Origin of the sequence: Kosakonia sp. YIM B13571 (genome assembly GCF_042788095.1) — a bacterium.
Lineage (GTDB): Bacteria > Pseudomonadota > Gammaproteobacteria > Enterobacterales > Enterobacteriaceae > Kosakonia > Kosakonia quasisacchari.
This window is the reverse complement of the sequence record NZ_JBHZPL010000001.1, coordinates 881,848-904,050: the sequence shown is the minus strand read 5'-3', so window position 1 is coordinate 904,050 and position 22,203 is coordinate 881,848. Positions and strand designations below refer to the sequence as shown.

Sequence of the window (22,203 nt, the reverse complement as noted above, 5' to 3'; positions counted from 1 at the left end):
CAGATGGATTCCCGTTCAACGCCTGTTGCGATAGTGAGTCAGGTTATTCGCATCGCTATTGCGGGTAGGGGATTGATGATGCCCCGGCAATATCACACGGTTTAAAAATAGTAATCTACGGAGAGTTGCCAGCGCCTGTCTGGGCGCACGCTATAGGTCTTTTTCACCTCAGGGCGGTAGATTTTTTGCCACTGAAGGGCGATATCCACCGAATTCAGGTGACGCCTTAGCTCCACAAATCCCATATTTTTCTGGCGCTGCAAATCCCGCTGCCAAATGAGGTTGAAATCATACTGGTCGGCGATGTCTTTCCAGTACGCCTGCAATAGTGCACCGCGGCGTGGTGTCAGCCCGTCTTGCGCTTGCTGCGCTGTGCTGTCTGCGGGAGAGGTGGCAATCTGCGCGGCAATATAAGGGGGAGCGGCGCGAAGTGCAGAGATGGCTCTTTTGCTGTCGGCACTGCCGTTATAGTGACCCTCCAGGCGCAGGGTCAAATGGTTCTCGCCGGTCCAGGTCAAACCCACTACTGCACGGTTACGCCACGCCATATCCCACTGATTTTCAGGCAGTGCTTCCTGCCAACTGAAGGGCTGGCGTCCTCCCGCCCATTCCGCATAGACCAGTGCGGAGCGCGACAGCACTCGCGAAAGATTTACGCCCAACTGGGGCGAGCGGTGTTCTTCCTGTAGCAGCAACAACTGCGGATTAAGGTTTTCGGCAAAACGATAGCTTCCCGCCAGTAAAACCCGTTCACGCGGATTACTGGCATTCCAGTCAAGACTGGCGCTGTTCTGCCGTCGGCTGGCACTGATTTTGGGCGACCAGATCACAGTTGCAGCCGCTTTGTCCCAAAATTTCTGCAAACGGATCATGGCATTGCCCAGGCGGTTGCTGCGCAGAGACTCCGGATCGGCCGATATGGCTGAACGCACAGTACCGCGACCAAGAAAGTCAGTAGGGTTGTAGCCCAGCGCAACGCCATAACGGGTGTTAACACGCCCGACATCGATGGAGGACTGAGATGTCAGCGCGTAGCTCAGCCAGGCTTCACGCAATGTATTGATATTACGATTTTGGCTCAGGTGGTGAGAGAAGCGGCTGTCGAAGCGGTTCGAAAGTACAACCCGCCAGTTACGTAACAGGGTTTTGTCCCAACGCATATCCAGCGACATGCGTTGTTCTTTATCGCTGTTTTCGTTCAGGTTAGTGGCAATTTCGAGCAGTGCACTCAGCGCCTTGTTCTCCACAGCGGTAAACTCAGTTTTGTCCGCCAGTTCAAGCGCCGCCAGGGTGCTATCCTGCTGTGCGCTGGCGGAGGCGTTGCACAGCACGCCGAGTGCGATGAGCCAGCCTAAGCGCGTGCGCGAGGCCTTCATTGATCCGTATCCTTAAAGTGCGCCAGATAATCGCGCTGTAGCCACGCTTCCGGGACATCCCGCCAGGCAAAATTCTGCTGGCGCAGAACGGTGACAAGCTGGGCGTTGACGCCATCAATGATCACCGCCTCGGTGGGGCGCACACCGCCCAGCGCGGGTTCGTAGCGACGATACCAGGTTGTTTTCAGCAGATTGCCATTAACGGCGTAAAACTCCGCTTTACGGCTTTTGAAATCGTTTTTGTCGACCCAAAGATCCATCGAAGGGTAGGGCGCGTCCGGATTGGTTGCGACCAAATGCAAGTGGTAGCAGTCGCGCATTTGTTTTTCGCCGTCCTGGATCTGCTCTTCTGCCACCAGGCTTGCCTTGTAATCTTCGGCCCAGTTTGCCGTTACGACATCGCCGTTAGACGCTTGTCCCAACAGGCGCTGTTGCGGAGAGATCGGCACGCTGGCCTGGCTTGCTGGGTCATAAAGCCAGAGATCGCGGCCGCTTTTCAGTGTCAATTTACCCGCATCGCGTTGCGGACTGATAAAGCGCAGCAGGCTGCGGAATTGACCGCCATTGGGCGATGCGCGCGAGTAGAGCACCAGTTTGCTGATGTCGTTCTGCTTGCCGTTTTTATAACTGATAAGCGTTGTGACCAGGCTAAAGGATCGATCCGGGTTACGTACCTCGTCGCTTTTTTTCAGGATGTGTTGCGCATCAAGTGCGGCACTTGCCGGCATGGCGGCCAACAAGAGCCATACCAGGCACAACGGTGCCAGGGTTTTCTTTTGCAATTGCATTATGTTCTTCCTTGTCAATGGATGAAGGGCAGGGGTCAAATATGGCGTAGCGCCTCGACGATAGAGACATTTGCCGCGCGTCGCGCAGGCCACCATGATGAGATGACGGTTATCAGCAACAGCACGCCGACCACACTGCTAACCATTGCCCACTCTCCCCACACGCTGATATGGATCCTGATTGGCACTGTCACGCCGGGAGGCTGCCAGGTAAGTCCGGCGTGATTGATCAGATATGCCAGCAATAAAGAGACGATTACCCCGATAGTCGAGCCGAACACACCCAGTAGCGAGCCTTCACTGAGAAACAAGCGCTGGATATCACGCCGTTTCTGCCCGACAGCGCGCAACGTGCCAATCTCCACTGTGCGCTCCATTACCGCCATCCCCATGGTGTTACTGACGGTGAATAGCGCAATGGCGAGGATGAGAACCAGCATGAAATTGAGCATATTGTCGAACATTTTCAGTACCTGTTTATACAACGGCTGTAGCTCGGTGAAGTCGTATACTGTCAGCGGATAATCCGCGAGTTCGCTGGCAAAAAGCTGCTGGAGACGCGCTCGCGCCGCCGCCATCTGCGAGGTGCTGTGCAGTTGCAGAATGATAGCCGTCGCGCCTGGCGTTTCCTGACCAAATAGCAGCTGTTGCGCCTGGCGCAGATGGATGCCAACAAAGCTATCATCCAGCTCGCGAGCGGGTTGCGGCTGAATACCTTCCACTTTTACGCGTACTATGTTCGGCGCGCCGTTGCCGGAAGCTGCCAGAAGCTCGATGTAATTGTCACTGTCCGTAGCGTGCGCCTGTCGCGCTTGCTGCGACAGTTGCAGAAGATCGCCGGGAAGATCGGCTGCGTGGTTCTCTTTGGCTGGCGGAGGACTGCAAGGCTGGTTTTTTGCGAGGGCGCACAATTGCAGCAAACGCGCCAGACCGCCGCCAATAAATGCCGAATCTGCTGCGGCACCAGAGTATATGTGGCGGTTTTGCAGGAAATCACCGAGGTGGTATTCGTCCCATTTGTTCAGTTGCACTTTTCCTGCGGCTTCACTGCCGTAAATAAGTGCCGGACGTGACGTACCGACAGCATAATGCCCGGCGATGCCTGTCAGCATGAGCACTGGCGTGCTGACGGTGAGCATCGGTTGCAGTACCGGATCGCGGGTGATGATATCCATCACTTTCTGGTAATGACGGATGCTGTATTCCGCCGGGTTTCCCGTACCGTGCAGTAAATAATCCCGATGCTGAATTTGCAGATGACCGGTGCTACGAACAAATGTCGTTTGCAAACTGTATTTGATGGAGTGGTTATAACCGCCAAACAGCAGAATTCCGACGGCGCCAACCACGATTGCGCAGAGCGTTGATAAGGTACGACGACGGTTGCGCAGCAGGTTGCGCAGTGCGTGTTTCAGCGTTTTTAGTCTCAGCATGTTCTCTCCTTATCGGGTGCTCGGGCCACTCACACAGCCATCGTGTACGACATACAGGTCATCGGCCTCGGCAATCACCTGCGGATCGTGGGAAGAGAACACCACCGTAACGGCATGCTCCTGCTGCAAACGCCGTAACAGCTGTAAAATTGATTTGCCTGTTTTGCTGTCGAGGTTCGCGGTGGGTTCGTCGGCCACCACCAACGTTGGGCGGTGAATGAGCGCCCGGGCGATGGCGACGCGTTGACGCTGCCCGCCAGAGAGCTGGTTCGGCAATGAATCGGCTTTATCGCCAAGGCCGACGCTCTCAAGCATGTCGTTGACCGCCTGCTTGCGCCAGGCCGCAGTTCGATGCTGCGCCAGAAGCGGAATTTCGACGTTTTCGCGTGCGGTCAGCACCGGGATAAGATTGAAGTTCTGGAAGATAAATCCAAGATTACGGGCGCGAAAAGCGCTGCATTGGTCGTCATTAAGGCTGTTCATTTCGCGATCGGCAATAACCAGACGGCCACTATCGGGAGTATCGATACCGCCGATTAAGTTCAGGAGTGTCGTTTTGCCACTGCCAGACTGACCGGATAATACGGTAAACCGTTTTGGTGCAATGTTGAGCGTCACTTCTTTTAATGCCTCAACACGAACCTGTCCTAATAAATAACTTTTACTGACGGCCTGCATTTCAACTGCCCACATCGTTCCCTGTTCCTTAGCGTGAAGTTCCTGTTTGGTGTCGGCTACCCGTTACGGCAGGGGGCGGATTCTATAGATATCATTTTGCTTTTAATACATAGCTTGCTTATTAATGTTTTGGTTAATTATGTTTTTCGGATAATTATCACGATGGAACGGAAAATAGTAAGACGATCCCTACTGACAATATGCTGTCAGGAGCCCTCTGGCAGACTCGCTGTGTTGATTTTTTAACGCAGAGGAACAGAGCATGAATACATTAGTGAATTGGTTTGAATTACCAGTACAGCAACTGGATCGCGCCGTGGCGTTTTATGAGCATGTATTAGGTGGGCAGTTTCGCCATGAGACCGTAGCCGGTATCGAGATGGCGGTTTTTCCGCATGTAAAACCCGCCACCGGCGGTGCGCTGGTAAAAGGGCCAATGTTCCAGCCGGCAAGCGGTGGTACAGTGGTTTACCTGGCGACAGCAAACCTTGCGGCTGCGCTGGAGCGCGTGCATGAAAAGGGCGGTGAATGTTGCTTTGGCCCGGAAGTATTGCCGCAGGGCATCGGTACTATTGCCTTGATTATTGACAGTGAGGGTAACCGGGTTGGATTGCATCAACCCGCCTGAACCACTGATGTCCGTGCTGAATGCGCGGGCTTTTCTTCATCCGGATAAGTTATGAGCCGTCGTGCTGATCGATTGTTTCAGATAGTTCAGGTTCTGCGTACCCGACGTCGCGTGACGGCGGCGCTACTGGCCGAGCGGCTGGAGGTTTCTGAACGCACCATCTATCGCGACATTCGCGATTTGTCGCTCTCTGGCGTACCGATCCAGGGCGAAGCAGGCAGCGGTTATCGTTTACTGCCCGGTTTCGATTTGCCGCCGTTAATGTTTACCGGCCTTGAGGTTGAAGCACTAATTGCCGCTATCGGCATGTTGCAAACCTGGAGCGGCGATACGCTGGCACAAGCTGCTGGTTCGGCGCAGGAAAAACTTTTGTCTGTGCTGCCTTACGACAAACGCATTACGGCTGAACGCAACCGCATCGTTTCACCCAATTTTGATAAATACCCGCAGGTACGCGTCTGGTTTGATGTTATGCACCAGGCGATGCGACTGCATCAGGAGCTGCATCTGCATTATGAAGACGACAAAGGAATAGCCTCGGAGCGGGTGATCCATCCGTTAGGGTTGTCGTTTATGGGAAGTGTTTGGGTATTGGTGTCGTGGTGTACGTTACGTGATGACTATCGTTGTTTCCGTCTCGATCGCTGCACGTCGGTCACTTTTACTGGCAAGACATTTACGGAACGCGCGGACAGATCGATGCAGGCATTTGTTAACCTGCAGAAAGCGCGCTGGCAATAAAAAAGCCGACCATCGGGTCGGCTTTTATGCAATGCAGTGGGATTAGAAGTTGTAACCAACAACCAGGTAACCACCCCAACCGGTAGAACGCACATAGGTATCGCCCATGGCTGCATCATCTTTTAACTGACCGCCATTGTGCCAGTAACGCGCAACCACAGAGTAGTGCCAGTGATCGTAGCCCAGCGAGAGGATATGGCTGGAGGCAATCGAGTTGTTGGTGCGGAACTGTTCGCCGTTAACGTAGTAGCGGCTGTCGCCCAGTTTTGAACCCCAGTCAAAGTTGGTAAAACCGATATAGTTCAGCTGACCGCCCCACAGGCTGGTGATCGGCACGAAATATTTCACTTTGAAACGGTAGCCATCCCACTCGTTCTGGTTTGGCGCATCGTAGTTCTGCCACTGGTATTTCGCATAGACGTTCAGGGAGAGGCTCATCGGCAGACCGGTGTCGATATCGGTACCCAGACCCATGTACCAGGTGCTCTGGCGGCCGGAAGCGTTGCGACCCATGTCGTAAATGTAGTTGTTGGCGAAATACCACTCTTTGAACGGACCAAAGCTCAGATCGCTGCCGGTCAGTTTATCAATAGAGAAACGCGGCTCGATTTCCATAAACAGCGGCGAACCGTGGTTCCAGATCCCCTTCGCACCGGTGTTACCACCGAAGAAGACCGGCGCATCCAGGTAGCCGTAGAAATCAAACCAATCTTTCTTGGCGAACGCTTCATATTCCAGATAAGTATCGTTACGCGGAACAGGTCCGAAACGGGTGTGGTAGCTGCCCACCACGTTTACGCTCTGGTGCCACCAGTCGGAAACGTATTCAGGTTTGCTGTTATCCGCTGCGTTAGCAGTAAAAGAAGCGGAAAGCGCCAGAGCAGCACCGGCTGCGAGAATTGTTTTTTTCATCATTACGCCACTGATTGAGATCCCAGACGGGAGTGAAAGAAAGCACGCATGGAGTTTCTAAATGTTTCATATTTCTGCGCGCCTATTATAAGTATCCGCGTTCACAAAAATATGTGTTGTTTCACATTATTGACACACGCGTAATCGATTGCGTTCACGTTTGCGTGCAATAAACGACGGCGATTGTACTGGCATTTATCGATATTGCAAATTGGTGAATGTGATGAAGAGATGACAAAAAAGAAGAAAATGCATGACAGAGAGTAAGAAAGGGCGACAGCGTCGCCCCTGGGGTTACGGCAAATTGGTGGGCTGGATATCGTGAATGCGGACAAAGCCTAACTGCTCCGGTGTGATGCCGTTAAGTTGCAGCGGAATATCAACGTCACTCGGTGCCAGCGTGCTGGCCGGTGCGTTAATCAGCTGGTTTTGTACATTCACTTCCTGGTAGTTCTCGGTGGTGCCCTGGATCTGACCCCACTCAACGGTTCCACTGAACGCCGGTAACGGATCGTTGGATTCGCCCTGGATCCGCAACACAACGCGGGTTCCCGCCGCATTCGGCGCGATATTTTGCAACGACATCCGCAGCATACCGATTTGGCTATTCAACCGGGCGGGCGTGTTGGCACCTGGCAGCAGGTAAACGCCGCTGCCGGATTTGGCATTCAGGGTGTTCTGCTGGGTGATTTTCACCGTCTCTTTGTTCAGCTTGCTCATTTCATTATTTAGCGTGCTGACACTTTGATGGAGCTGGCGAACTTCGCTTTGCTGGGCGCAGGCACTGAGGGCAAAAAGGCTTCCCAGTAACAGGGTTCTTAGGTAACGTCTTGTCATTGTGTCTGTTTCCTTGGATAGGATCTTCTCTGTAATGGTAGATCGCAACGGCCTCGTTGCCATCGATCCATTGTCTCAAAAACGGTCTGCCTTTGTTGTCATGCCAGTTCAGGGTAAAATAGATTTCAGTTAACTCTAACGTCAGGACGCCGTATGCATTGCCCATTCTGTTTCGCCGTGGATACCAAAGTTATCGATTCTCGCCTGGTGGGTGAAGGTTCATCCGTTCGCCGTCGCCGGCAGTGCCTGGTCTGCAATGAGCGTTTCACCACCTTTGAAGTGGCGGAGCTTGTGATGCCGCGCGTCGTGAAAAGTAATGATGTGCGTGAACCGTTCAATGAAGAGAAGCTGCGTCGTGGCATGTTAAAAGCGCTGGAAAAGCGCCCGGTCAGCGCGGACGACGTAGAAATGGCGTTAAATCACATTAAATCGCAACTTCGCGCAACTGGCGAACGGGAAGTGCCGAGTAAGATGATTGGCAATTTGGTGATGGAGCAGCTGAAAAAGCTCGATAAAGTGGCCTATGTCCGCTTTGCCTCCGTCTACCGTAGCTTTGAAGATATTCGCGAATTTGGCGAAGAGATCGCCCGTCTACAGGACTAATCATGCTTGACGAAATGTACATGGCGCGAGCGCTGAAACTGGCGCAGCGTGGGCGTTTTACCACTCACCCGAACCCGCGTGTCGGCTGCGTAATTGTCAATGACGGCAACATTGTCGGCGAAGGTTTTCATTACCGTGCTGGCGAACCGCACGCGGAAGTACATGCGTTGCGCATGGCGGGCGAACGGGCTCGTGGTGCGACGGTGTATGTCACGCTGGAACCTTGCAGCCATCACGGGCGTACGCCGCCATGTTGCGAAGCGCTGATTAATGCTGGTGTTGCGCGCGTGGTCGCCGCGATGCAGGATCCTAACCCGCAGGTGGCCGGACGCGGTTTGTATCGCTTGCAGCAAGAAGGTATTGAAGTCAGCCACGGGTTAATGATGAGTGAAGCTGAAGCGTTGAATAAAGGCTTTCTCAAACGTATGCGCACCGGGTTCCCTTACGTTCAGCTTAAACTGGGCGCGTCGCTTGATGGCAGTACCGCGATGGCCAGCGGCGAAAGTCAGTGGATCACCTCACCGCAGGCGCGCCGCGATGTACAGTTGCTACGCGCGCAGAGCCACGCGATCCTGACCAGTAGTGAAACGGTGCTGGCGGACGATCCAGCGCTGACCGTGCGCTGGGCAGAGTTAAACGCTGATACTCAGGCGCTTTACCCGCAGGAAAATTTGCGTCAACCGGTACGTATTGTCATCGACAGCCAGAACCGGGTGACACCGCAGCATCAGTTGGTCGGCCTGGCGGGAGAAACCTGGTTTGCCCGCACGCGAGCCGATGAACGCCAATGGCCTGAAAATGTGCGTGAAATTATCGTACCGGAACACAACGGCCACGCCGATCTGGTCATGCTGATGATGCTGCTCGGCAAACAGCAGATCAACAGTGTATGGGTCGAAGCGGGCGCGCACCTTGCCGGCGCGTTATTGCAGGCTGGCCTGGTGGACGAACTGATTGTCTACCTGGCACCTACACTGTTAGGCAGTGATGCGCGCGGTCTGTGCGTGCTGCCGGGGTTATCCGCCCTTGCGGACGCACCTCACTTTAAATTCAACGAGATACGTCAGGTTGGCCCGGATGTCTGCCTGCATCTCACTCATGCGTGATGCCTGCTGTAAAAGGGAAGCAGCGCGTAAAATATTATGCTAAAATCCGCCCCCCTGCGGGGTCCGAACTGAACCTGTGAAGGAAGTGTATGAACATTATTGAAGCCAACGTTGCTGCTCCGGACGCTCGCGTCGCTATCACCATTGCGCGTTTCAACAACTTCATCAACGACAGCCTGCTGGAAGGCGCGATTGATGCGCTGAAACGCATCGGTCAGGTGAAAGATAACAACATCACCGTTGTGTGGGTGCCTGGTGCTTATGAGCTGCCGCTGGCGGCTGGTGCGCTGGCGAAAACCGGCAAATATGACGCGGTGATTGCACTTGGCACCGTGATTCGCGGTGGTACTGCGCACTTCGAATATGTTGCCGGCGGCGCAAGCAATGGTCTGGCGCATGTGGCCCAGGACAGCGAGATCCCGGTAGCTTTCGGTGTGCTAACCACTGAGAGTATTGAACAAGCCATCGAACGTGCTGGCACCAAAGCCGGTAATAAAGGTGCGGAAGCCGCACTGACCGCGCTTGAAATGATTAATGTATTGAAAGCCATCAAGGCCTGAATTTTGTAAGGGGAATTCCGTGAAACCTGCTGCTCGTCGCCGCGCCCGTGAGTGTGCCGTCCAGGCGCTCTACTCCTGGCAGTTGTCCCAGAACGACATCGCTGATGTTGAATACCAGTTCCTGGCAGAGCAAGACGTTAAAGACGTTGATATTCTGTACTTCCGTGAACTGTTGACCGGGGTGGCGACTAATAGCGCATATCTCGATGGCTTAATGAAGCCTTACCTGTCTCGTTTGCTCGAAGAGCTGGGCCAGGTCGAGAAAGCGGTATTGCGTATCGCACTGTTCGAATTGTCCAAACGTGATGATGTGCCATACAAAGTGGCGATCAACGAGGCGATCGAACTGGCAAAAACCTTCGGCGCTGAAGACAGCCACAAGTTTGTTAACGGCGTGCTGGATAAAGCCGCACCTGCGATCCGCCCCCACAAGAAGTGATCCGCAAGCCGGAAGCTGGCGCTGCACTTTGCACGTCGGTTCCGGCTTTTTCTTTTTTCTACAGAGGTATAACGTATGGCATGCGGCGAATTTTCCCTGATTGCCCGTTATTTTGACCGCGTACGAAATTCCCGTCGCGATGTAGAAACTGGCATTGGCGACGACTGCGCGCTACTCAATGTTCCCGAAAAACAGACGTTGGCGATCAGCGTCGATACGCTGGTGGCGGGCAACCATTTTCTGCTGGATATCGATCCGGCCGATCTGGCGTACAAAGCGATAGCATCTAATCTCAGCGATTTGGCGGCGATGGGGGCCGATCCGGCGTGGTTAACGCTGGCCTTGACGCTACCCGAGGCGAATGAAGACTGGCTGCAAGCATTTAGCGACAGCCTGTTTGAACAGCTCAATTACTACGATATGCAACTGATCGGCGGCGACACCACGCGTGGCCCGCTGTCGATGACGATTGGCATTCATGGTTATGTGCCGGTTGGGCGGGCAATGAAACGTTCTGGCGCGAAGCCAGGTGACTGGATCTATGTCACCGGTACGCCGGGCGACAGCGCTGCCGGTCTGGCGATTTTGCAACAGCGTTTAGTCGTTGACGATAGCGCTGATGCGCAATATTTGCTTAAGCGCCACCTGCGCCCAACGCCGCGCGTATTGCAGGGGCAGGCGCTGCGTAACCTCGCAAGTTCTGCAATTGATCTCTCCGATGGCCTGATTTCTGACCTGGCACATGTGCTGAAAGCCAGCAGTTGCGGTGCGCGTATCGATCTGAATGCATTGCCGTTTTCCGACGCCATTCGCCGCCATGTCACACCGGATCAGGCGCTACGCTGGGCGCTTTCTGGCGGGGAAGATTACGAATTATGCTTTACCGTGCCGGAGCTGAACCGCGGTGCGCTGGATGTCGCGATTGGTCAGTTGGGTGCGCCTTTTACCTGTATCGGGCAGATCAGTGCGGATATTGAAGGGCTGCATTTCACCCGCGACGGCAAAGCCGTGACGCTTGACTGGAAAGGATATGACCACTTTGCCGCGCACTAAAGATGTGGCTAAAAGCCGTCTTAACTTACGCAACCCCTGGCATTTGCTGGCTACCGGTTTTGGCAGCGGTTTAAGCCCAATCGTTCCGGGAACTATGGGATCGCTGGCGTCGATTCCTTTCTGGTGGGCAATGACCTTTTTGCCCTGGCAGCTTTACTCGCTGCTAGTGATGCTTGGGATCTCGCTTGGCGTTTACCTCTGCCACCAGACGGCAAAAGACATGGGGGTGCACGATCACGGCAGTATTGTCTGGGATGAGTTCATCGGCATGTGGATTACGCTGATGGCGCTACCGACCAATGACTGGCAGTGGGTCGCCGTGGGATTTGTGCTATTCCGTATTCTGGACATGTGGAAGCCGTGGCCGATCCGCTGGTTTGATCGCAATGTGCACGGCGGAATGGGGATAATGGTGGATGATATTGTCGCCGGGATCATTGCCGCCGGGCTGCTCTATTTGATAGGCCATCACTGGCCTATCGGGCTTATCTGAACCTCTCCCTCTCCCAGCGGGAGAGGGCGCTTTCGCGTTTACTTAAAGCCAACCAGCGGATGCGGTTGATACGGCGTCTCCAGCTCGGCTATTTGCTCTGGCTTCAGCGTTAAATCCACCGCGCCCAGCAAGTCATCCAACTGTTCTTCACGCGATGTACCGATAATCGGTGCGGCAACACCGGGTTTACTCAGCAGCCACGCCAGTGCGACCTGCGCGCGTGAGGCTCCTACATCTTCCGCTATACCCGCCAGCCGTTCGGCGATCTGCGCATCGTTCTCATCCGTTTCGCTGTACAGCGTTTTGCCGAATTCATCCGACACCAGACGCGCAGTGGTTTCACCCCACGGACGTGTTAAACGACCGCGCGCCAGCGGGCTCCACGGAATAATCGCCACGCCCTCTTTGTAGCACAGCGGTAGCATTTCGCGCTCTTCCTCGCGGTAGATAAGATTGTAGTGATCTTGCATGGTGACAAAACGCGCCCAGCCGTTTTGCTCCTGTAACGTTAACGCTTGGGCAAATTGACGGGCGTGCATTGACGATGCGCCGATATAGCGCGCCTTACCGGCTTTTACTACCTCGTCCAGCGCTTCCAGCGTCTCTTCGATGGGGGTGGTGTAATCCCAGCGATGGATTTGCAGTAAATCCACATATTCCATGCCAAGACGCCGCAGGCTGTCATCAATAGAACGCAAAATTTGCGCGCGTGACAGGCCTTCGGGCAGATCGCCAACCTGGTGATAGACTTTGGTCGCCACCACTACTTCATCGCGGCGGGCGAAATCGCGCAGCGCCCGGCCAACAATCTCTTCGCTGCTGCCGTCCGAGTAGCTATTTGCGGTATCGAAAAAGTTGATACCACCTTCCAGTGCGCGTTTGATGATGGGGCGGCTGCTCTCTTCAGGCAATGTCCAGGCGTGTTTACCGCGATCCGGTTCGCCAAACGTCATGCAGCCCAGACAAAGGCGGGAAACCTTCAGGTCTGTTTTTCCTAATGTGTTGTATTGCATGGTTCCACTCCTGCTTGTCAAAACGTACGTTTAAGCATAGCAGGAGCGGATGGGGAAGGGTCAGGCAAGCCAGTTTCTGATCTGGGATTCAATACCGGCGGCGTCCAGCCCCAGTTCAGCGCGGGCTTCATCCTGCGTGCCTTGCGGGATAAAGAAATCCGGCAGTCCAAGATTCAGCACCGGTACTGGTTTGCGGTTAGCCATCAGCACCTCATTCACGCCGCTACCTGCGCCACCGATAATGGCGTTTTCTTCCAGCGTAACCAGTGATTCATGGCGCGCGGCGGTTTCCAGAATCAGCGCGTCATCCAGCGGTTTGGCAAAACGCATATCGATAAGCGTGGCGTTTAGCGCTTCGGCGGCTTTTTCCGCCTCCGGCAACAGCGTACCAAAGTTAAGGATCGCCACTTTTTCGCCATGGCGTTTCACCACACCTTTACCAATGGGCATTTTTTCCAGCGGTTGTAGCGGCACACCAACGGCATTACCGCGCGGGTAACGTACCGCGCTTGGCCCGTCTGCGTAGTGGTAGCCGGTAAACAGCATTTGGCGACATTCGTTCTCGTCGCTCGGTGTCATCACCACCATTCCCGGGATGCAGCGCAGATAAGAGATATCAAACGCGCCCTGGTGGGTTTGACCGTCTGCGCCAACGATCCCGGCGCGGTCGATAGCGAACAGTACCGGTAGCTTCTGGATCGCCACATCATGAATAACCTGATCGTAGGCGCGTTGCAGGAACGTTGAGTAAATCGCCACCACCGGCTTGTAGCCGCCAATCGCCAGCCCGGCGGCAAACGTCACCGCATGCTGTTCGGCAATCGCCACATCAAAGTATTGATCCGGGTATTTGCGCGAGAACTCGACCATCCCGGAACCTTCACGCATCGCTGGCGTGATCGCCATCAACTTGCTGTCTTTGGCGGCGGTTTCGCACAGCCAGTCGCCGAAAATCTTCGAATAGCTCGGCATGCCGCCGCTGCTTTTTGGCAGCGTTCCGCTGGTCGGATCGAATTTCGGTACCGCGTGGAAGGTGATCGGATCTTTTTCGGCTGGTTCATAACCGCGCCCTTTTTTGGTCATGATATGCAGGAACTGCGGGCCTTTCAGATCGCGCATATTACGTAGCGTCTGCACCAAACCCAGCACATCGTGACCGTCTACCGGACCGATATAGTTAAAGCCCAGCTCTTCAAACAGCGTACCCGGCACCACCATACCTTTGATGTGCTCTTCGGTGCGTTTAATCAGCTCTTTAATCGGCGGTACGCCAGAAAGCACTTTCTTGCCGCCTTCGCGCAGCGTGGAGTAGAGCTTGCCGGAGAGCAACTGCGCCAGGTGATTATTCAGCGCGCCGACATTTTCAGAAATCGACATTTCGTTGTCGTTTAATACCACCAGCATATCCGGGCGAATATCACCCGCGTGGTTCATGGCTTCAAACGCCATGCCTGCGGTGATCGCACCATCACCAATCACACAGACGGTGCGGCGCTGTTTGCCCTCTTTCGCCGCCGCGACGGCAACGCCAATGCCAGCACTAATTGAGGTCGATGAATGGCCGACACTCAGCACGTCGTATTCGCTTTCGCCGCGCCAGGGAAAAGGGTGCAGCCCGTTTTTCTGCCGGATGGTGCCGATTTTGTCACGGCGTCCGGTCAGAATTTTATGCGGATACGCCTGGTGGCCCACGTCCCAGATCAGCTGATCAAACGGCGTGTTGTAGACGTAATGTAGCGCGACGGTCAATTCAACCGTGCCAAGCCCGGAGGCGAAGTGCCCGCTGGAGCGGCTCACGCTGTCGAGAAGGTAGCGGCGCAATTCGTCGCATAACTTCGGCAGACTCTCTTTCGGCAGCAGGCGCAACTCTTGCGTGGTATCAACCAGCGCCAGCGTCGGGTATTTGGCTATATCAAAACTCATCAGAGACTCATCGTGGTGTTTTCGTTATTTATCACGCTGGATTATGTAATTTGCCAGTGCTTCCAGTGCCGTCGTATCCAGCGACTGTGCCGCAAGCAGGCTTAAAGCTTGCCGGGCGTCGTCAATCAGGTCGCGGGCTTTTGTCCGGGCTTGCTCAAGGCCCAGTAGTGCAGGATAGGTGCTTTTCCCCAGTTGCTGGTCAGCGCCCTGGCGTTTGCCAAGCGTCGCAGTATCGCCGACAACATCCAGAATGTCATCCTGAACCTGGAACGCCAGACCAATGCATTCCGCGTAGCGATCAAGCAGCGGCAGGGCTTCGCGGCCCTTATCACCTGCGCTTAGCGCGCCCATTCGGACTGCTGCGCGAATCAGCGCTCCGGTTTTGTGGCGGTGGATCTGCTCAAGCTCAGCCAGCGAAACCCGCTTGCCTTCTGCTGCGAGATCCAGCGCCTGGCCGCCGCACATTCCGGCAACGCCGCTGGCGTGAGCCAGTTCCGAAACCATTGCCAGACGGTCACGCGCATCGACGTCTACCATTGGTGCATCCGCAAGAATGGAGAAAGCCAGAGTTTGTAACGCATCACCCGCGAGGATGGCGCTGGCTTCACCAAACTTAATATGGCATGTCGGTAAACCCCGACGGAGATCGTCATCATCCATGGCCGGCAGATCGTCGTGGATCAACGAGTAAGCGTGAATACACTCCACGGCTGCTGCGGGTGCATCCAGCGTTTGCTGGCTAACGCCAAACATGGTCCCCGTGGCGTAAACCAAAAAAGGGCGCAGGCGTTTACCGCCTAATAATGCGCCATAGGAAATGGCCTCAACCAGAGGAGTGTTCTGAAAGGGCAGGGGCGCGATAAATCGGCGCAGCGCGTCATTGGCCTGAGAAACACAGGCCTGTAGCTGTTGATCGAAACCCATTTATTCAGCGTCCGGGGCAAAAGGCGTGAGTGGAGCCTCTTGTGAGTCGGAGAGCAGGATCTGCACGCGCTGTTCTGCTTGCTGGAGTTTTACCTGCCCCTGGCGCGCCAGCTGCACGCCGCGTTCGAATTCATTGAGCGCCTCTTCAAGCGGAAGATCGCCGCTTTCAAGACGAGTGACAATCTGTTCCAGTTCGCTTAGCGCTGTTTCAAAACTGGCCGGTGCGTCGTTTTTCTTTGGCATAGTGAATGTCTGACTCTTCTATTGTTCTGGCTCAACTTAGCTATGGTAGCGAAGTCGCGGCGCTTAGCAAATAACGCGCAATGGTAATGCAATGTGCGCAGCTTTATTGCGATGGTGGTATACTTCCGCGCCTGGATGCAGCCGCGGGTATGGGCTGCTGTATTATTTTCCTCTACAGGCCCAGCCGGGCTTGCCAACGAACCATTGCCGCCATGAAGTTTATCATTAAATTGTTCCCGGAAATCACCATCAAAAGCCAATCTGTGCGTTTGCGCTTTATTAAAATTTTGACCGGGAACATTCGTAACGTTCTGAAGCAGTACGACGAGACCCTCGCCGTTGTCCGCCACTGGGATCATATCGAAGTGCGCGCCAAAGATGAAAATCAGCGCCTGGCTATTCGCGACGCGCTGACCCGTATTCCGGGCATCCACCATATTCTCGAAGTGGAAGATGTACCTTTCACCTCGCTGCACGACATTTTTGAGAAAGCGCTGGTGCAGTACCGCGAGCAGATTGAGGGTAAAACCTTCTGCGTGCGCGTTAAACGCCGCGGCAAGCATGAGTTTAGCTCGATTGAAGTTGAACGTTATGTTGGCGGTGGTCTGAACCAGCATGTTGAATCTGCGCGTGTCAAACTGACTCACCCGGATGTGACGGTGAATCTGGAGATCGAAGATGATCGCCTGCTGTTGGTGAAAGGCCGCTATGAAGGCATCGGCGGTTTCCCGATCGGCACCCAGGAAGATGTGCTGTCGCTCATCTCCGGCGGTTTCGACTCCGGCGTTTCCAGCTATATGCTGATGCGCCGCGGTTGCCGCGTACACTACTGCTTCTTTAATCTGGGCGGGGCGGCGCATGAAATTGGCGTTCGCCAGGTGGCGCATTATCTGTGGAACCGCTTCGGTAGTTCCCACCGCGTACGTTTTGTAGCGATCAACTTTGAGCCAGTAGTGGGTGAGATCCTCGAAAAAGTGGATGACGGCCAGATGGGCGTGGTGTTGAAACGCATGATGGTGCGTGCAGCATCAAAAGTGGCTGAGCGCTATGGCGTGCAAGCGCTGGTGACCGGTGAAGCGCTGGGTCAAGTTTCCAGCCAGACGCTGACTAACCTGCGTTTGATTGACAACGTTTCTGACACGCTAGTTCTGCGCCCGCTGATCTCTTACGACAAAGAGCACATCATCGATCTCGCGCGTGAAATCGGTACTGAAGATTTTGCCCGTACCATGCCGGAATATTGCGGTGTGATCTCGAAAAGCCCAACTGTCAAAGCGGTAAAAGCGAAGATCGAAGCGGAGGAAGAGCATTTCGACTTCTCCATCCTTGAAAAAGTGGTCGCTGAAGCGAGCAATATCGATATCCGTGAAATTGCCCAGCAGACGCAGGAAACGGTTGTTGAAGTCGAAACGGTAACCGGTTTTGGCCCGAACGATGTGATCCTGGATATCCGCTCTATTGATGAACAGGATGATAAGCCGCTGAAGCTGGAAGGGATCGACGTGGTTTCGCTGCCGTTCTATAAACTGAGTACGAAGTTTGGCGACCTCGATCAGAGCAAAAACTGGTTGCTGTGGTGCGAGCGCGGTGTGATGAGCCGTCTGCAGGCGCTCTATTTGCGCGAGCAGGGCTTTGCCAATGTGAAGGTTTACCGCCCGTAAAAAATGCGGGCGAGCTCTGTCTCTTGTCAGCGATGTTGTTCACACTGAAGGCCCGGTACGCGTAAGCGCCACCGGGCTTTTTTATTGCTAACGGAAAACCACGACACGCAGACACGTTGAGCGAGCGCGCCATATTATCTTTGGATTTCAATCTTACCGGACGGGTAGATACGTATTTTTAAGGTGGGGGACGCGCTCTTCAAAGGCAGGATCAATGCCGCCTTCTCTGGAAGGCGGATGTTTATTCAGGCTTCGTAGTAGTTATAAATTCCGGCAGCCATCACCAGCTGTGACGCTACTTCGTGCGCTTTTTCTCGCCCCACCAGCAGGTCAATAATCTTCAGACCAAAATCGATGGCGGTGCCTGGCCCCTGGCTGGTGAGTAGATTGACGCGCGGATCCCACACGACGCGTTTATCCTGCCACTGTTCGGCGGGAATGGTCTCTTTCAGACCGGGAAAGCCGGTCATGTTGCCCAGCGGGAAAATCTCATGCGGCACCAGCACGGTGCCCGCCGCCGCGCAAATTGCAGCAACAATACGACCCGAGAGGTGAAACTGGCGCACCGTTTCCACCAGTAACGGACTATCGCGAAAATATTCCGCCCCTTTCAGGCCGCCGGGCAGCACAATCACGTCGTAATCGCCATCTGCTACTTCAACTAACGGCGCATCCGCCAGCAGTTTTACGCCGCGTGAGCAGGTAATGACCAGGTTGCCATCGCTAGCGACACTAGCGGTAGTGACGGCAATTCCGCCACGAACCAGCAGATCGATAGTGGTGACGGCTTCGGTCTCTTCACTACCAAGGGCGAGACATATCAGAGCTGATGCGCTCATACTCACTCTCCTTACGTTTAATCATTTCATACAGACGGGCGTTTTCCGGCACTGCGATACCGTGCGCGCGGGCGCGTCTGAGCAGGTAACCCGTAATATAATCGCACTCGGTATGGCGCATCGCGCGTACGTCTTGCAGCATAGATGAGATATTTTCTGCCGTGTTTTCAATAATCTGATTCACGTAGCTCAGCAAATCATCGGCAGAGATATGGTGGCCTTCGCGTTCAATCACGGCTGCAACCTCATGCGTGACCTTTTGGATCTCCTCCGGGAAAGCACGCAGATCGCCATTTTTACAGTCATGCAGCGCGGTTAACGGGTTGATGACGCAATTCACTGCCAGCTTACGCCACAGCGCCGGACGAATCGTGTTATGCCAGGCAACGTCCGGCAGCACATCTTGCAGGATGTCGGCCAGATAGCTGAACTCGCCATCTTGTTGCCGCGCCGGGCCAATGTGCGTGGTGCCGCTGGCAACATGCACAATAACGTTGCCATCGCGGCGCGCAGCGTGAGTCGTGGTACCAATCAGTAAAGGATTCGCCAGCGCTTTCAGCTCTTCGACGGTGCCCATGCCGTTGTGCAGCAGCAATACGGGTGTGGAAGGCGAGAGTGTTGCCGCCAGCCCTTTCACCGCGTCGGAAACTTGCCACGCTTTTAACGTCACCAGCAATAAATCGCTACGCGCCAGGAATTCAGGATCGTTGGCCGTCAGGGATTCGTTAAATATTGAGCCGTCTTCATCAACGACATTCACACTGCAAAATGGCTGTGGAAAGCGCAACCAACCCTGTACTTCATGTCCCTTTTTACACAACGCGGTTAACCACACTTGCCCTAAAGCACCGCATCCGAGTACGGTAATTCTCATTTATCCTCCTCACCTGCAACGTCGCCAGGTGTTGCTTTCACCATTATAGCGCTGTCGGCTAAGCTTCCCGTATTACAAGTTGAGTTATGCCTCGTTGCGGGTATTATGCAACGCAACAAATGCAGAGGGAGAAGAAAAGATGCCATCTTTCGATATCGTTTCCGAAGTTGAAATGCGTGAAGTGCAAAACGGCGTTGAGAATGCGACCCGTGAAGTAGGGACTCGTTTTGATTTTCGCAACGTTGAAGCCACGTTTGAACTGAACGAAGAGAAACAGACCATTAAGGTTTTGAGCGAATCCGATTTCCAGGTTAACCAACTGCTGGATATTTTACGCGCTAAATTGCTGAAACGCGGCATTGAAGGGGCGTCTCTGGACGTACCGGAAGAGTTTGTTCACAGCGGCAAGACCTGGTTTGTGGAAGCAAAGCTGAAACAGGGCATTGATGCGGCAACGGCGAAAAAAATCATCAAGCTGATTAAAGACAGCAAGCTGAAAGTGCAGGCGCAGATTCAGGGCGAAGAGATTCGTGTGACCGGGAAATCCCGTGATGACTTGCAGTCCGTCATGGCGCTGGTGCGCGGCGGTAATCTTGGTCAGCCGTTCCAGTTCAAAAACTTCCGCGATTAATGCGTGCGCTCTCTCCCTGGTAGGGAGAGAGCAGAATCGCGAACTTAACCTGCTATCGCTTGTTCGACGTCAAAACGGTTGGTCACTTTACTGTCGATTTTGACGTAAGCGCTGCGCTCCTCAGCAACCACCAACACTTCACTCACGCCTTCTTTTGCCAGTAAACGCTGCTGCAGCGCTTCATTGATGGTGACATTTTCCGGGATCGCGATGCGTAAACTGCTGACATAGGGCGGTTCCTGCATGGTGCCCGCGACAAGCAGCCAAACCATCGCCAGCAATGCGCCGGCAAGAAAGACTGTTTGCGAGTCAAACAGGCCATCTACCCAGCCGCCGAGCGCACCGCCAATTGCCACGCCGATAAACTGGCTGGTGGAGTAAATGCCCATCGCCGTGCCTTTATAACCCGCAGGTGCTTCTTTGCTGATTAACGACGGCAATAACGCTTCCATCAGGTTAAAGGCGAGGAAAAAGATCTGTACGCCAATGACGATTTCCCAGAAATGCGGCCCCGCGCCCCACAACACGATTTCAGCAATCAGCAGCAGCGCCACGCAGAACACGAAAACGCGCTTCATGCGGCGTTTCACTTCGGCGTAGATAATAAACGGCACCACAGAAACGAAAGAGATAAGCATGGTGACAAGGTAGATTTTCCAGTGATTCGGCGCGAGGAAACCGGCGGCTTCAAGTTGCCCAGGCAGGGCCACGAATGTCGACATCAGCAGGATATGCAGGCACATAATGCCAAAGTTGAGCTTCAGCAGTTTCGGGTTGACCATCACCATCTGGAAACAGTCTTTCACCATGCCGGATTCGCGGTTACGCACGTGTCGCTGGCTGTCTGGCACGACCCACACGGTTAACGCAATGCCGACAGTTGCCAGCCCGGCAATCATCCAGAACAGCGCATGTAAACCCAACTGGTGCGTGATAATCGGGCCGAGCACCATGGCAATAGCGAAGGTGACGCCAAAGCTGACACCGATAAAGGCCATCGCTTTGGTGCGGTTCTGTTCGCGGGTGAGATCGGAGAGAAGCGCCATGACGGCGGCGGCGATGGCGCCGGAGCCTTGCAACGCGCGGCCAAGAATAATGCCCCAGATAGAATCGGAAAGCGCGGCAATCACGCTACCGGCGACAAAAATCGCTAACCCACCGACGATAAGAGGCTTGCGGCCGATACGGTCAGAAAGCAAGCCAAAGGGAATTTGAAACACGGCCTGTGCGAGGCCATAAATACCAATCGCCAGACCGATCAGTGCTTCACTGGCACCCTGCAGCGCCATACCGTAAGTGGTCAGAACGGGCAGGACCATAAACATGCCAAGCATGCGCAGTGAGAATACAGTCCCTAAACCCCAGGTGGCGCGCAACTCGCCTGGTGTCATTTTATAATCGTTCATTACCACCTCAATTTGAAAACCGGACATAGTGTAGTGCGGGGGCAGGGCGGGGTAAATAACAGGTTAATTAACAAATATTACCTGTAAATCGTGGAGTTTGGGCATGAAAAAAGGGTGCCGTAGCACCCTTTAGAATGGCGGTTTGGATCACCAGACGTAGGTCAACAGATTATGGGAATCCGGCACCATAAAATCGACCGACATCATCACGCTGAGCGAGGTGATAGCGACAATGGAGAAGACGAACAGTTTGCGCGCCCACACCCTGTCATCCTCAACTTTATATCCACGCAGCGCCATGCCTAACCACCAGAGACTTACCGCGGCGGCAACCACCAGGTATTTGTAACCGGCGTAGCCGCCAAGCGACAGCATCAAAGTGGCGATAGCGAACGCCAGGATATAGAGCGTGATATGGTTTTTCGCCACGGAAATGCCTTTCACCACCGGCAGCACCGGGATGTTCGCTGCCTGATAATCCTTAAAACGGAAAATCGCGATGGCATACGAATGAGGCATCTGCCACAGGCTGAAAATCGCCAGCAGAATCGCCGCGCCGCTGTCGAACTCGTTGGTGACGGCGCAGTAGCCAATCACCGGTGGCGCAGCGCCGGAGAGTGAACCAATCAGCGTACCGTAAACGGAGTGGCGTTTCATATACAGGCTGTAGACGCCCACATACACAACAAACCCCATTACCCCGAGCCAGCAGGCCAGCGGGTTGGCACCAAACCACAGCAGCATGAAGCCAGCAATACCCAACAAGGCGGCGTAAACCAGCGACACTTTTGGCGAGATCAGCCCTCTGACCAGCACCCTGTTTTTCGTCCGTTCCATCTTTTTATCGATGTCACGGTCGATGTAGTTGTTAAATACACAACCAGAGGCGACGACCAGCGACACACCAATCAGCGTGTAGATGAACAGGGGATAATCGATGTGGCCTTTAGAGGCCAGCAGGAATCCCCCGATCACGGAGATCAAGTTGCCAAAAATAATGCCCGGTTTCGTGACTTGCAGGTATTGCTTAAACATACTTCGC

24 protein-coding genes are annotated in these 22,203 nt (G+C 54.3%); 10 read left to right on the top strand and 14 right to left on the bottom strand.

Features of this window, described 5'->3' with window-relative positions:
- Positions 1–101: 101 nt before the first annotated feature.
- Genes ACFX4O_RS04390 through ACFX4O_RS04375 form a run of 4 tightly spaced genes read right to left on the bottom strand, consistent with a single transcriptional unit; the run spans position 102 to position 4,290 of the window.
- Entirely contained in the window at positions 102–1,376 is a 1,275-nt protein-coding gene (locus ACFX4O_RS04390) for a hypothetical protein (protein ID WP_380207521.1), read from the bottom strand.
- Positions 1,373–2,164, bottom strand: a complete 792-nt coding sequence (locus ACFX4O_RS04385; protein WP_380207520.1) for an outer membrane lipoprotein-sorting protein — start codon at positions 2,162–2,164, stop codon at positions 1,373–1,375. Before ACFX4O_RS04385 ends, ACFX4O_RS04390 begins: the two co-directional genes overlap by 4 nt.
- A 35-nt stretch (positions 2,165–2,199) precedes the next feature.
- The gene (locus ACFX4O_RS04380) at positions 2,200–3,597 is read right to left on the bottom strand and encodes an ABC transporter permease (protein ID WP_380207519.1); all 1,398 of its coding nucleotides are present in this window, start codon (positions 3,595–3,597) and stop codon (positions 2,200–2,202) included.
- A gap of 9 nt (positions 3,598–3,606) precedes the next feature.
- A complete protein-coding gene (locus ACFX4O_RS04375) occupies positions 3,607–4,290 on the bottom strand; it encodes an ABC transporter ATP-binding protein (protein ID WP_131410062.1) in 684 nt (227 codons plus the stop codon).
- 247 nt (positions 4,291–4,537) lie between these two features.
- Here ACFX4O_RS04375 and ACFX4O_RS04370 point away from each other — a divergent pair, with 247 nt between their 5' ends.
- Both ACFX4O_RS04370 and ACFX4O_RS04365 read left to right on the top strand, forming a co-directional pair.
- The gene (locus tag ACFX4O_RS04370; protein ID WP_380207517.1) at positions 4,538–4,903 is read left to right on the top strand and encodes a VOC family protein; all 366 of its coding nucleotides are present in this window, start codon (positions 4,538–4,540) and stop codon (positions 4,901–4,903) included.
- Positions 4,904–4,954: 51 nt separating this feature from the next.
- Positions 4,955–5,644: a helix-turn-helix transcriptional regulator gene (locus ACFX4O_RS04365; RefSeq protein ID WP_380207515.1), complete on the top strand. Its 690-nt coding sequence runs from the start codon at positions 4,955–4,957 to the stop codon at positions 5,642–5,644.
- Positions 5,645–5,686: 42 nt separating this feature from the next.
- Here the strand turns inward: ACFX4O_RS04365 and ACFX4O_RS04360 are convergent, their stop codons facing one another.
- Together ACFX4O_RS04360 and ACFX4O_RS04355 are read right to left on the bottom strand one after the other, a co-directional pair.
- Positions 5,687–6,556, bottom strand: coding sequence for a nucleoside-specific channel-forming protein Tsx (locus ACFX4O_RS04360; protein ID WP_380207635.1), 870 nt, complete (start codon positions 6,554–6,556; stop codon positions 5,687–5,689).
- A gap of 294 nt (positions 6,557–6,850) precedes the next feature.
- A complete protein-coding gene (locus ACFX4O_RS04355; protein ID WP_131410070.1) occupies positions 6,851–7,393 on the bottom strand; it encodes a DUF3251 domain-containing protein in 543 nt (180 codons plus the stop codon).
- A 153-nt stretch (positions 7,394–7,546) separates the two neighbouring features.
- Here ACFX4O_RS04355 and nrdR point away from each other — a divergent pair, with 153 nt between their 5' ends.
- The 6 genes from nrdR (at position 7,547) to pgpA (ending at position 11,647) form a co-directional block, all read left to right on the top strand.
- Positions 7,547–7,996, top strand: a complete 450-nt coding sequence (gene nrdR / locus ACFX4O_RS04350; protein ID WP_017458860.1) for a transcriptional regulator NrdR — start codon at positions 7,547–7,549, stop codon at positions 7,994–7,996.
- Positions 7,997–7,998: 2 nt separating this feature from the next.
- Positions 7,999–9,102: a bifunctional diaminohydroxyphosphoribosylaminopyrimidine deaminase/5-amino-6-(5-phosphoribosylamino)uracil reductase RibD gene (ribD, locus tag ACFX4O_RS04345; protein WP_380207512.1), complete on the top strand. Its 1,104-nt coding sequence runs from the start codon at positions 7,999–8,001 to the stop codon at positions 9,100–9,102.
- Between the two features lie 89 nt (positions 9,103–9,191).
- A complete protein-coding gene (gene ribE, locus ACFX4O_RS04340) occupies positions 9,192–9,662 on the top strand; it encodes a 6,7-dimethyl-8-ribityllumazine synthase (RefSeq protein ID WP_065369181.1) in 471 nt (156 codons plus the stop codon).
- 19 nt (positions 9,663–9,681) lie between these two features.
- Positions 9,682–10,101 carry a transcription antitermination factor NusB gene (gene nusB / locus ACFX4O_RS04335; RefSeq protein WP_131410073.1) on the top strand — a complete coding sequence of 140 codons (420 nt, stop codon included), beginning with the start codon at positions 9,682–9,684 and terminating at the stop codon, positions 10,099–10,101.
- 75 nt (positions 10,102–10,176) lie between these two features.
- Positions 10,177–11,154 (top strand): thiamine-phosphate kinase, encoded by a 978-nt coding sequence (gene thiL, locus ACFX4O_RS04330; RefSeq protein WP_131410075.1) that lies wholly within the window; start codon positions 10,177–10,179, stop codon positions 11,152–11,154.
- Positions 11,132–11,647, top strand: coding sequence for a phosphatidylglycerophosphatase A (gene pgpA, locus ACFX4O_RS04325; protein WP_131410077.1), 516 nt, complete (start codon positions 11,132–11,134; stop codon positions 11,645–11,647). The genes thiL and pgpA overlap by 23 nt, the downstream gene beginning before the upstream one ends.
- A 38-nt stretch (positions 11,648–11,685) precedes the next feature.
- On the opposite strand, the gene ACFX4O_RS04320 is transcribed toward pgpA, so the two are convergent.
- From ACFX4O_RS04320 to xseB, 4 genes are read right to left on the bottom strand one after another with little or no spacing between them, the layout of a single operon-like run.
- Positions 11,686–12,660 carry an aldo/keto reductase gene (locus ACFX4O_RS04320; RefSeq protein WP_380207509.1) on the bottom strand — a complete coding sequence of 325 codons (975 nt, stop codon included), beginning with the start codon at positions 12,658–12,660 and terminating at the stop codon, positions 11,686–11,688.
- Between the two features lie 60 nt (positions 12,661–12,720).
- Positions 12,721–14,583, bottom strand: a complete 1,863-nt coding sequence (gene dxs / locus ACFX4O_RS04315) for a 1-deoxy-D-xylulose-5-phosphate synthase (protein ID WP_380207507.1) — start codon at positions 14,581–14,583, stop codon at positions 12,721–12,723.
- A gap of 24 nt (positions 14,584–14,607) precedes the next feature.
- Complete coding sequence (gene ispA, locus ACFX4O_RS04310; protein WP_380207505.1) at positions 14,608–15,507, bottom strand: (2E,6E)-farnesyl diphosphate synthase; 900 nt, start codon at positions 15,505–15,507, stop codon at positions 14,608–14,610.
- Positions 15,508–15,750, bottom strand: a complete 243-nt coding sequence (gene xseB, locus ACFX4O_RS04305) for an exodeoxyribonuclease VII small subunit (RefSeq protein WP_017458869.1) — start codon at positions 15,748–15,750, stop codon at positions 15,508–15,510. It abuts the gene before it with no gap.
- Between the two features lie 212 nt (positions 15,751–15,962).
- On the opposite strand from xseB, the gene thiI reads away from it, so the two are divergent.
- Positions 15,963–17,411 (top strand): tRNA uracil 4-sulfurtransferase ThiI, encoded by a 1,449-nt coding sequence (gene thiI / locus ACFX4O_RS04300; protein WP_131410085.1) that lies wholly within the window; start codon positions 15,963–15,965, stop codon positions 17,409–17,411.
- Between the two features lie 245 nt (positions 17,412–17,656).
- Here thiI and yajL read toward each other — a convergent pair whose 3' ends face one another.
- Together yajL and panE are read right to left on the bottom strand one after the other, a co-directional pair.
- A complete protein-coding gene (gene yajL / locus ACFX4O_RS04295) occupies positions 17,657–18,250 on the bottom strand; it encodes a protein deglycase YajL (RefSeq protein WP_380207502.1) in 594 nt (197 codons plus the stop codon).
- Complete coding sequence (gene panE / locus ACFX4O_RS04290) at positions 18,213–19,124, bottom strand: 2-dehydropantoate 2-reductase (protein ID WP_131410089.1); 912 nt, start codon at positions 19,122–19,124, stop codon at positions 18,213–18,215. The genes yajL and panE overlap by 38 nt, the downstream gene beginning before the upstream one ends.
- Before the next feature lie 139 nt (positions 19,125–19,263).
- On the opposite strand from panE, the gene ACFX4O_RS04285 reads away from it, so the two are divergent.
- Positions 19,264–19,755 (top strand): YajQ family cyclic di-GMP-binding protein, encoded by a 492-nt coding sequence (locus tag ACFX4O_RS04285; protein WP_020456765.1) that lies wholly within the window; start codon positions 19,264–19,266, stop codon positions 19,753–19,755.
- Positions 19,756–19,799: 44 nt separating this feature from the next.
- Here the strand turns inward: ACFX4O_RS04285 and ACFX4O_RS04280 are convergent, their stop codons facing one another.
- Positions 19,800–21,161 carry an MFS transporter gene (locus tag ACFX4O_RS04280; protein ID WP_131410091.1) on the bottom strand — a complete coding sequence of 454 codons (1,362 nt, stop codon included), beginning with the start codon at positions 21,159–21,161 and terminating at the stop codon, positions 19,800–19,802.
- A gap of 147 nt (positions 21,162–21,308) precedes the next feature.
- On the bottom strand, positions 21,309–22,196 hold the full coding sequence (cyoE, locus tag ACFX4O_RS04275) for a heme o synthase (protein ID WP_200552981.1): 888 nt from the start codon (positions 22,194–22,196) through the stop codon (positions 21,309–21,311).
- Positions 22,197–22,203 lie beyond the last annotated feature (7 nt).

Coding starts and splice junctions, on each gene's coding strand:
- pgpA (WP_131410077.1), top strand. CDS start 11,132: ATGACCACTTTGCCGCGCACTAAAGATGTGGCTAAAAGCCGTCTTAAC.
- yajL (WP_380207502.1), bottom strand. CDS start 18,250: ATGAGCGCATCAGCTCTGATATGTCTCGCCCTTGGTAGTGAAGAGACC.
- ACFX4O_RS04285 (WP_020456765.1), top strand. CDS start 19,264: ATGCCATCTTTCGATATCGTTTCCGAAGTTGAAATGCGTGAAGTGCAA.
- ACFX4O_RS04320 (WP_380207509.1), bottom strand. CDS start 12,660: ATGCAATACAACACATTAGGAAAAACAGACCTGAAGGTTTCCCGCCTT.
- xseB (WP_017458869.1), bottom strand. CDS start 15,750: ATGCCAAAGAAAAACGACGCACCGGCCAGTTTTGAAACAGCGCTAAGC.
- ACFX4O_RS04365 (WP_380207515.1), top strand. CDS start 4,955: ATGAGCCGTCGTGCTGATCGATTGTTTCAGATAGTTCAGGTTCTGCGT.
- dxs (WP_380207507.1), bottom strand. CDS start 14,583: ATGAGTTTTGATATAGCCAAATACCCGACGCTGGCGCTGGTTGATACC.
- ispA (WP_380207505.1), bottom strand. CDS start 15,507: ATGGGTTTCGATCAACAGCTACAGGCCTGTGTTTCTCAGGCCAATGAC.
- ACFX4O_RS04375 (WP_131410062.1), bottom strand. CDS start 4,290: ATGTGGGCAGTTGAAATGCAGGCCGTCAGTAAAAGTTATTTATTAGGA.
- ribD (WP_380207512.1), top strand. CDS start 7,999: ATGCTTGACGAAATGTACATGGCGCGAGCGCTGAAACTGGCGCAGCGT.
- ACFX4O_RS04390 (WP_380207521.1), bottom strand. CDS start 1,376: ATGAAGGCCTCGCGCACGCGCTTAGGCTGGCTCATCGCACTCGGCGTG.
- ACFX4O_RS04370 (WP_380207517.1), top strand. CDS start 4,538: ATGAATACATTAGTGAATTGGTTTGAATTACCAGTACAGCAACTGGAT.
- panE (WP_131410089.1), bottom strand. CDS start 19,124: ATGAGAATTACCGTACTCGGATGCGGTGCTTTAGGGCAAGTGTGGTTA.
- ACFX4O_RS04280 (WP_131410091.1), bottom strand. CDS start 21,161: ATGAACGATTATAAAATGACACCAGGCGAGTTGCGCGCCACCTGGGGT.
- thiI (WP_131410085.1), top strand. CDS start 15,963: ATGAAGTTTATCATTAAATTGTTCCCGGAAATCACCATCAAAAGCCAA.
- ACFX4O_RS04385 (WP_380207520.1), bottom strand. CDS start 2,164: ATGCAATTGCAAAAGAAAACCCTGGCACCGTTGTGCCTGGTATGGCTC.
- ACFX4O_RS04380 (WP_380207519.1), bottom strand. CDS start 3,597: ATGCTGAGACTAAAAACGCTGAAACACGCACTGCGCAACCTGCTGCGC.
- ribE (WP_065369181.1), top strand. CDS start 9,192: ATGAACATTATTGAAGCCAACGTTGCTGCTCCGGACGCTCGCGTCGCT.
- nrdR (WP_017458860.1), top strand. CDS start 7,547: ATGCATTGCCCATTCTGTTTCGCCGTGGATACCAAAGTTATCGATTCT.
- ACFX4O_RS04360 (WP_380207635.1), bottom strand. CDS start 6,556: ATGAAAAAAACAATTCTCGCAGCCGGTGCTGCTCTGGCGCTTTCCGCT.
- cyoE (WP_200552981.1), bottom strand. CDS start 22,196: ATGTTTAAGCAATACCTGCAAGTCACGAAACCGGGCATTATTTTTGGC.
- ACFX4O_RS04355 (WP_131410070.1), bottom strand. CDS start 7,393: ATGACAAGACGTTACCTAAGAACCCTGTTACTGGGAAGCCTTTTTGCC.
- thiL (WP_131410075.1), top strand. CDS start 10,177: ATGGCATGCGGCGAATTTTCCCTGATTGCCCGTTATTTTGACCGCGTA.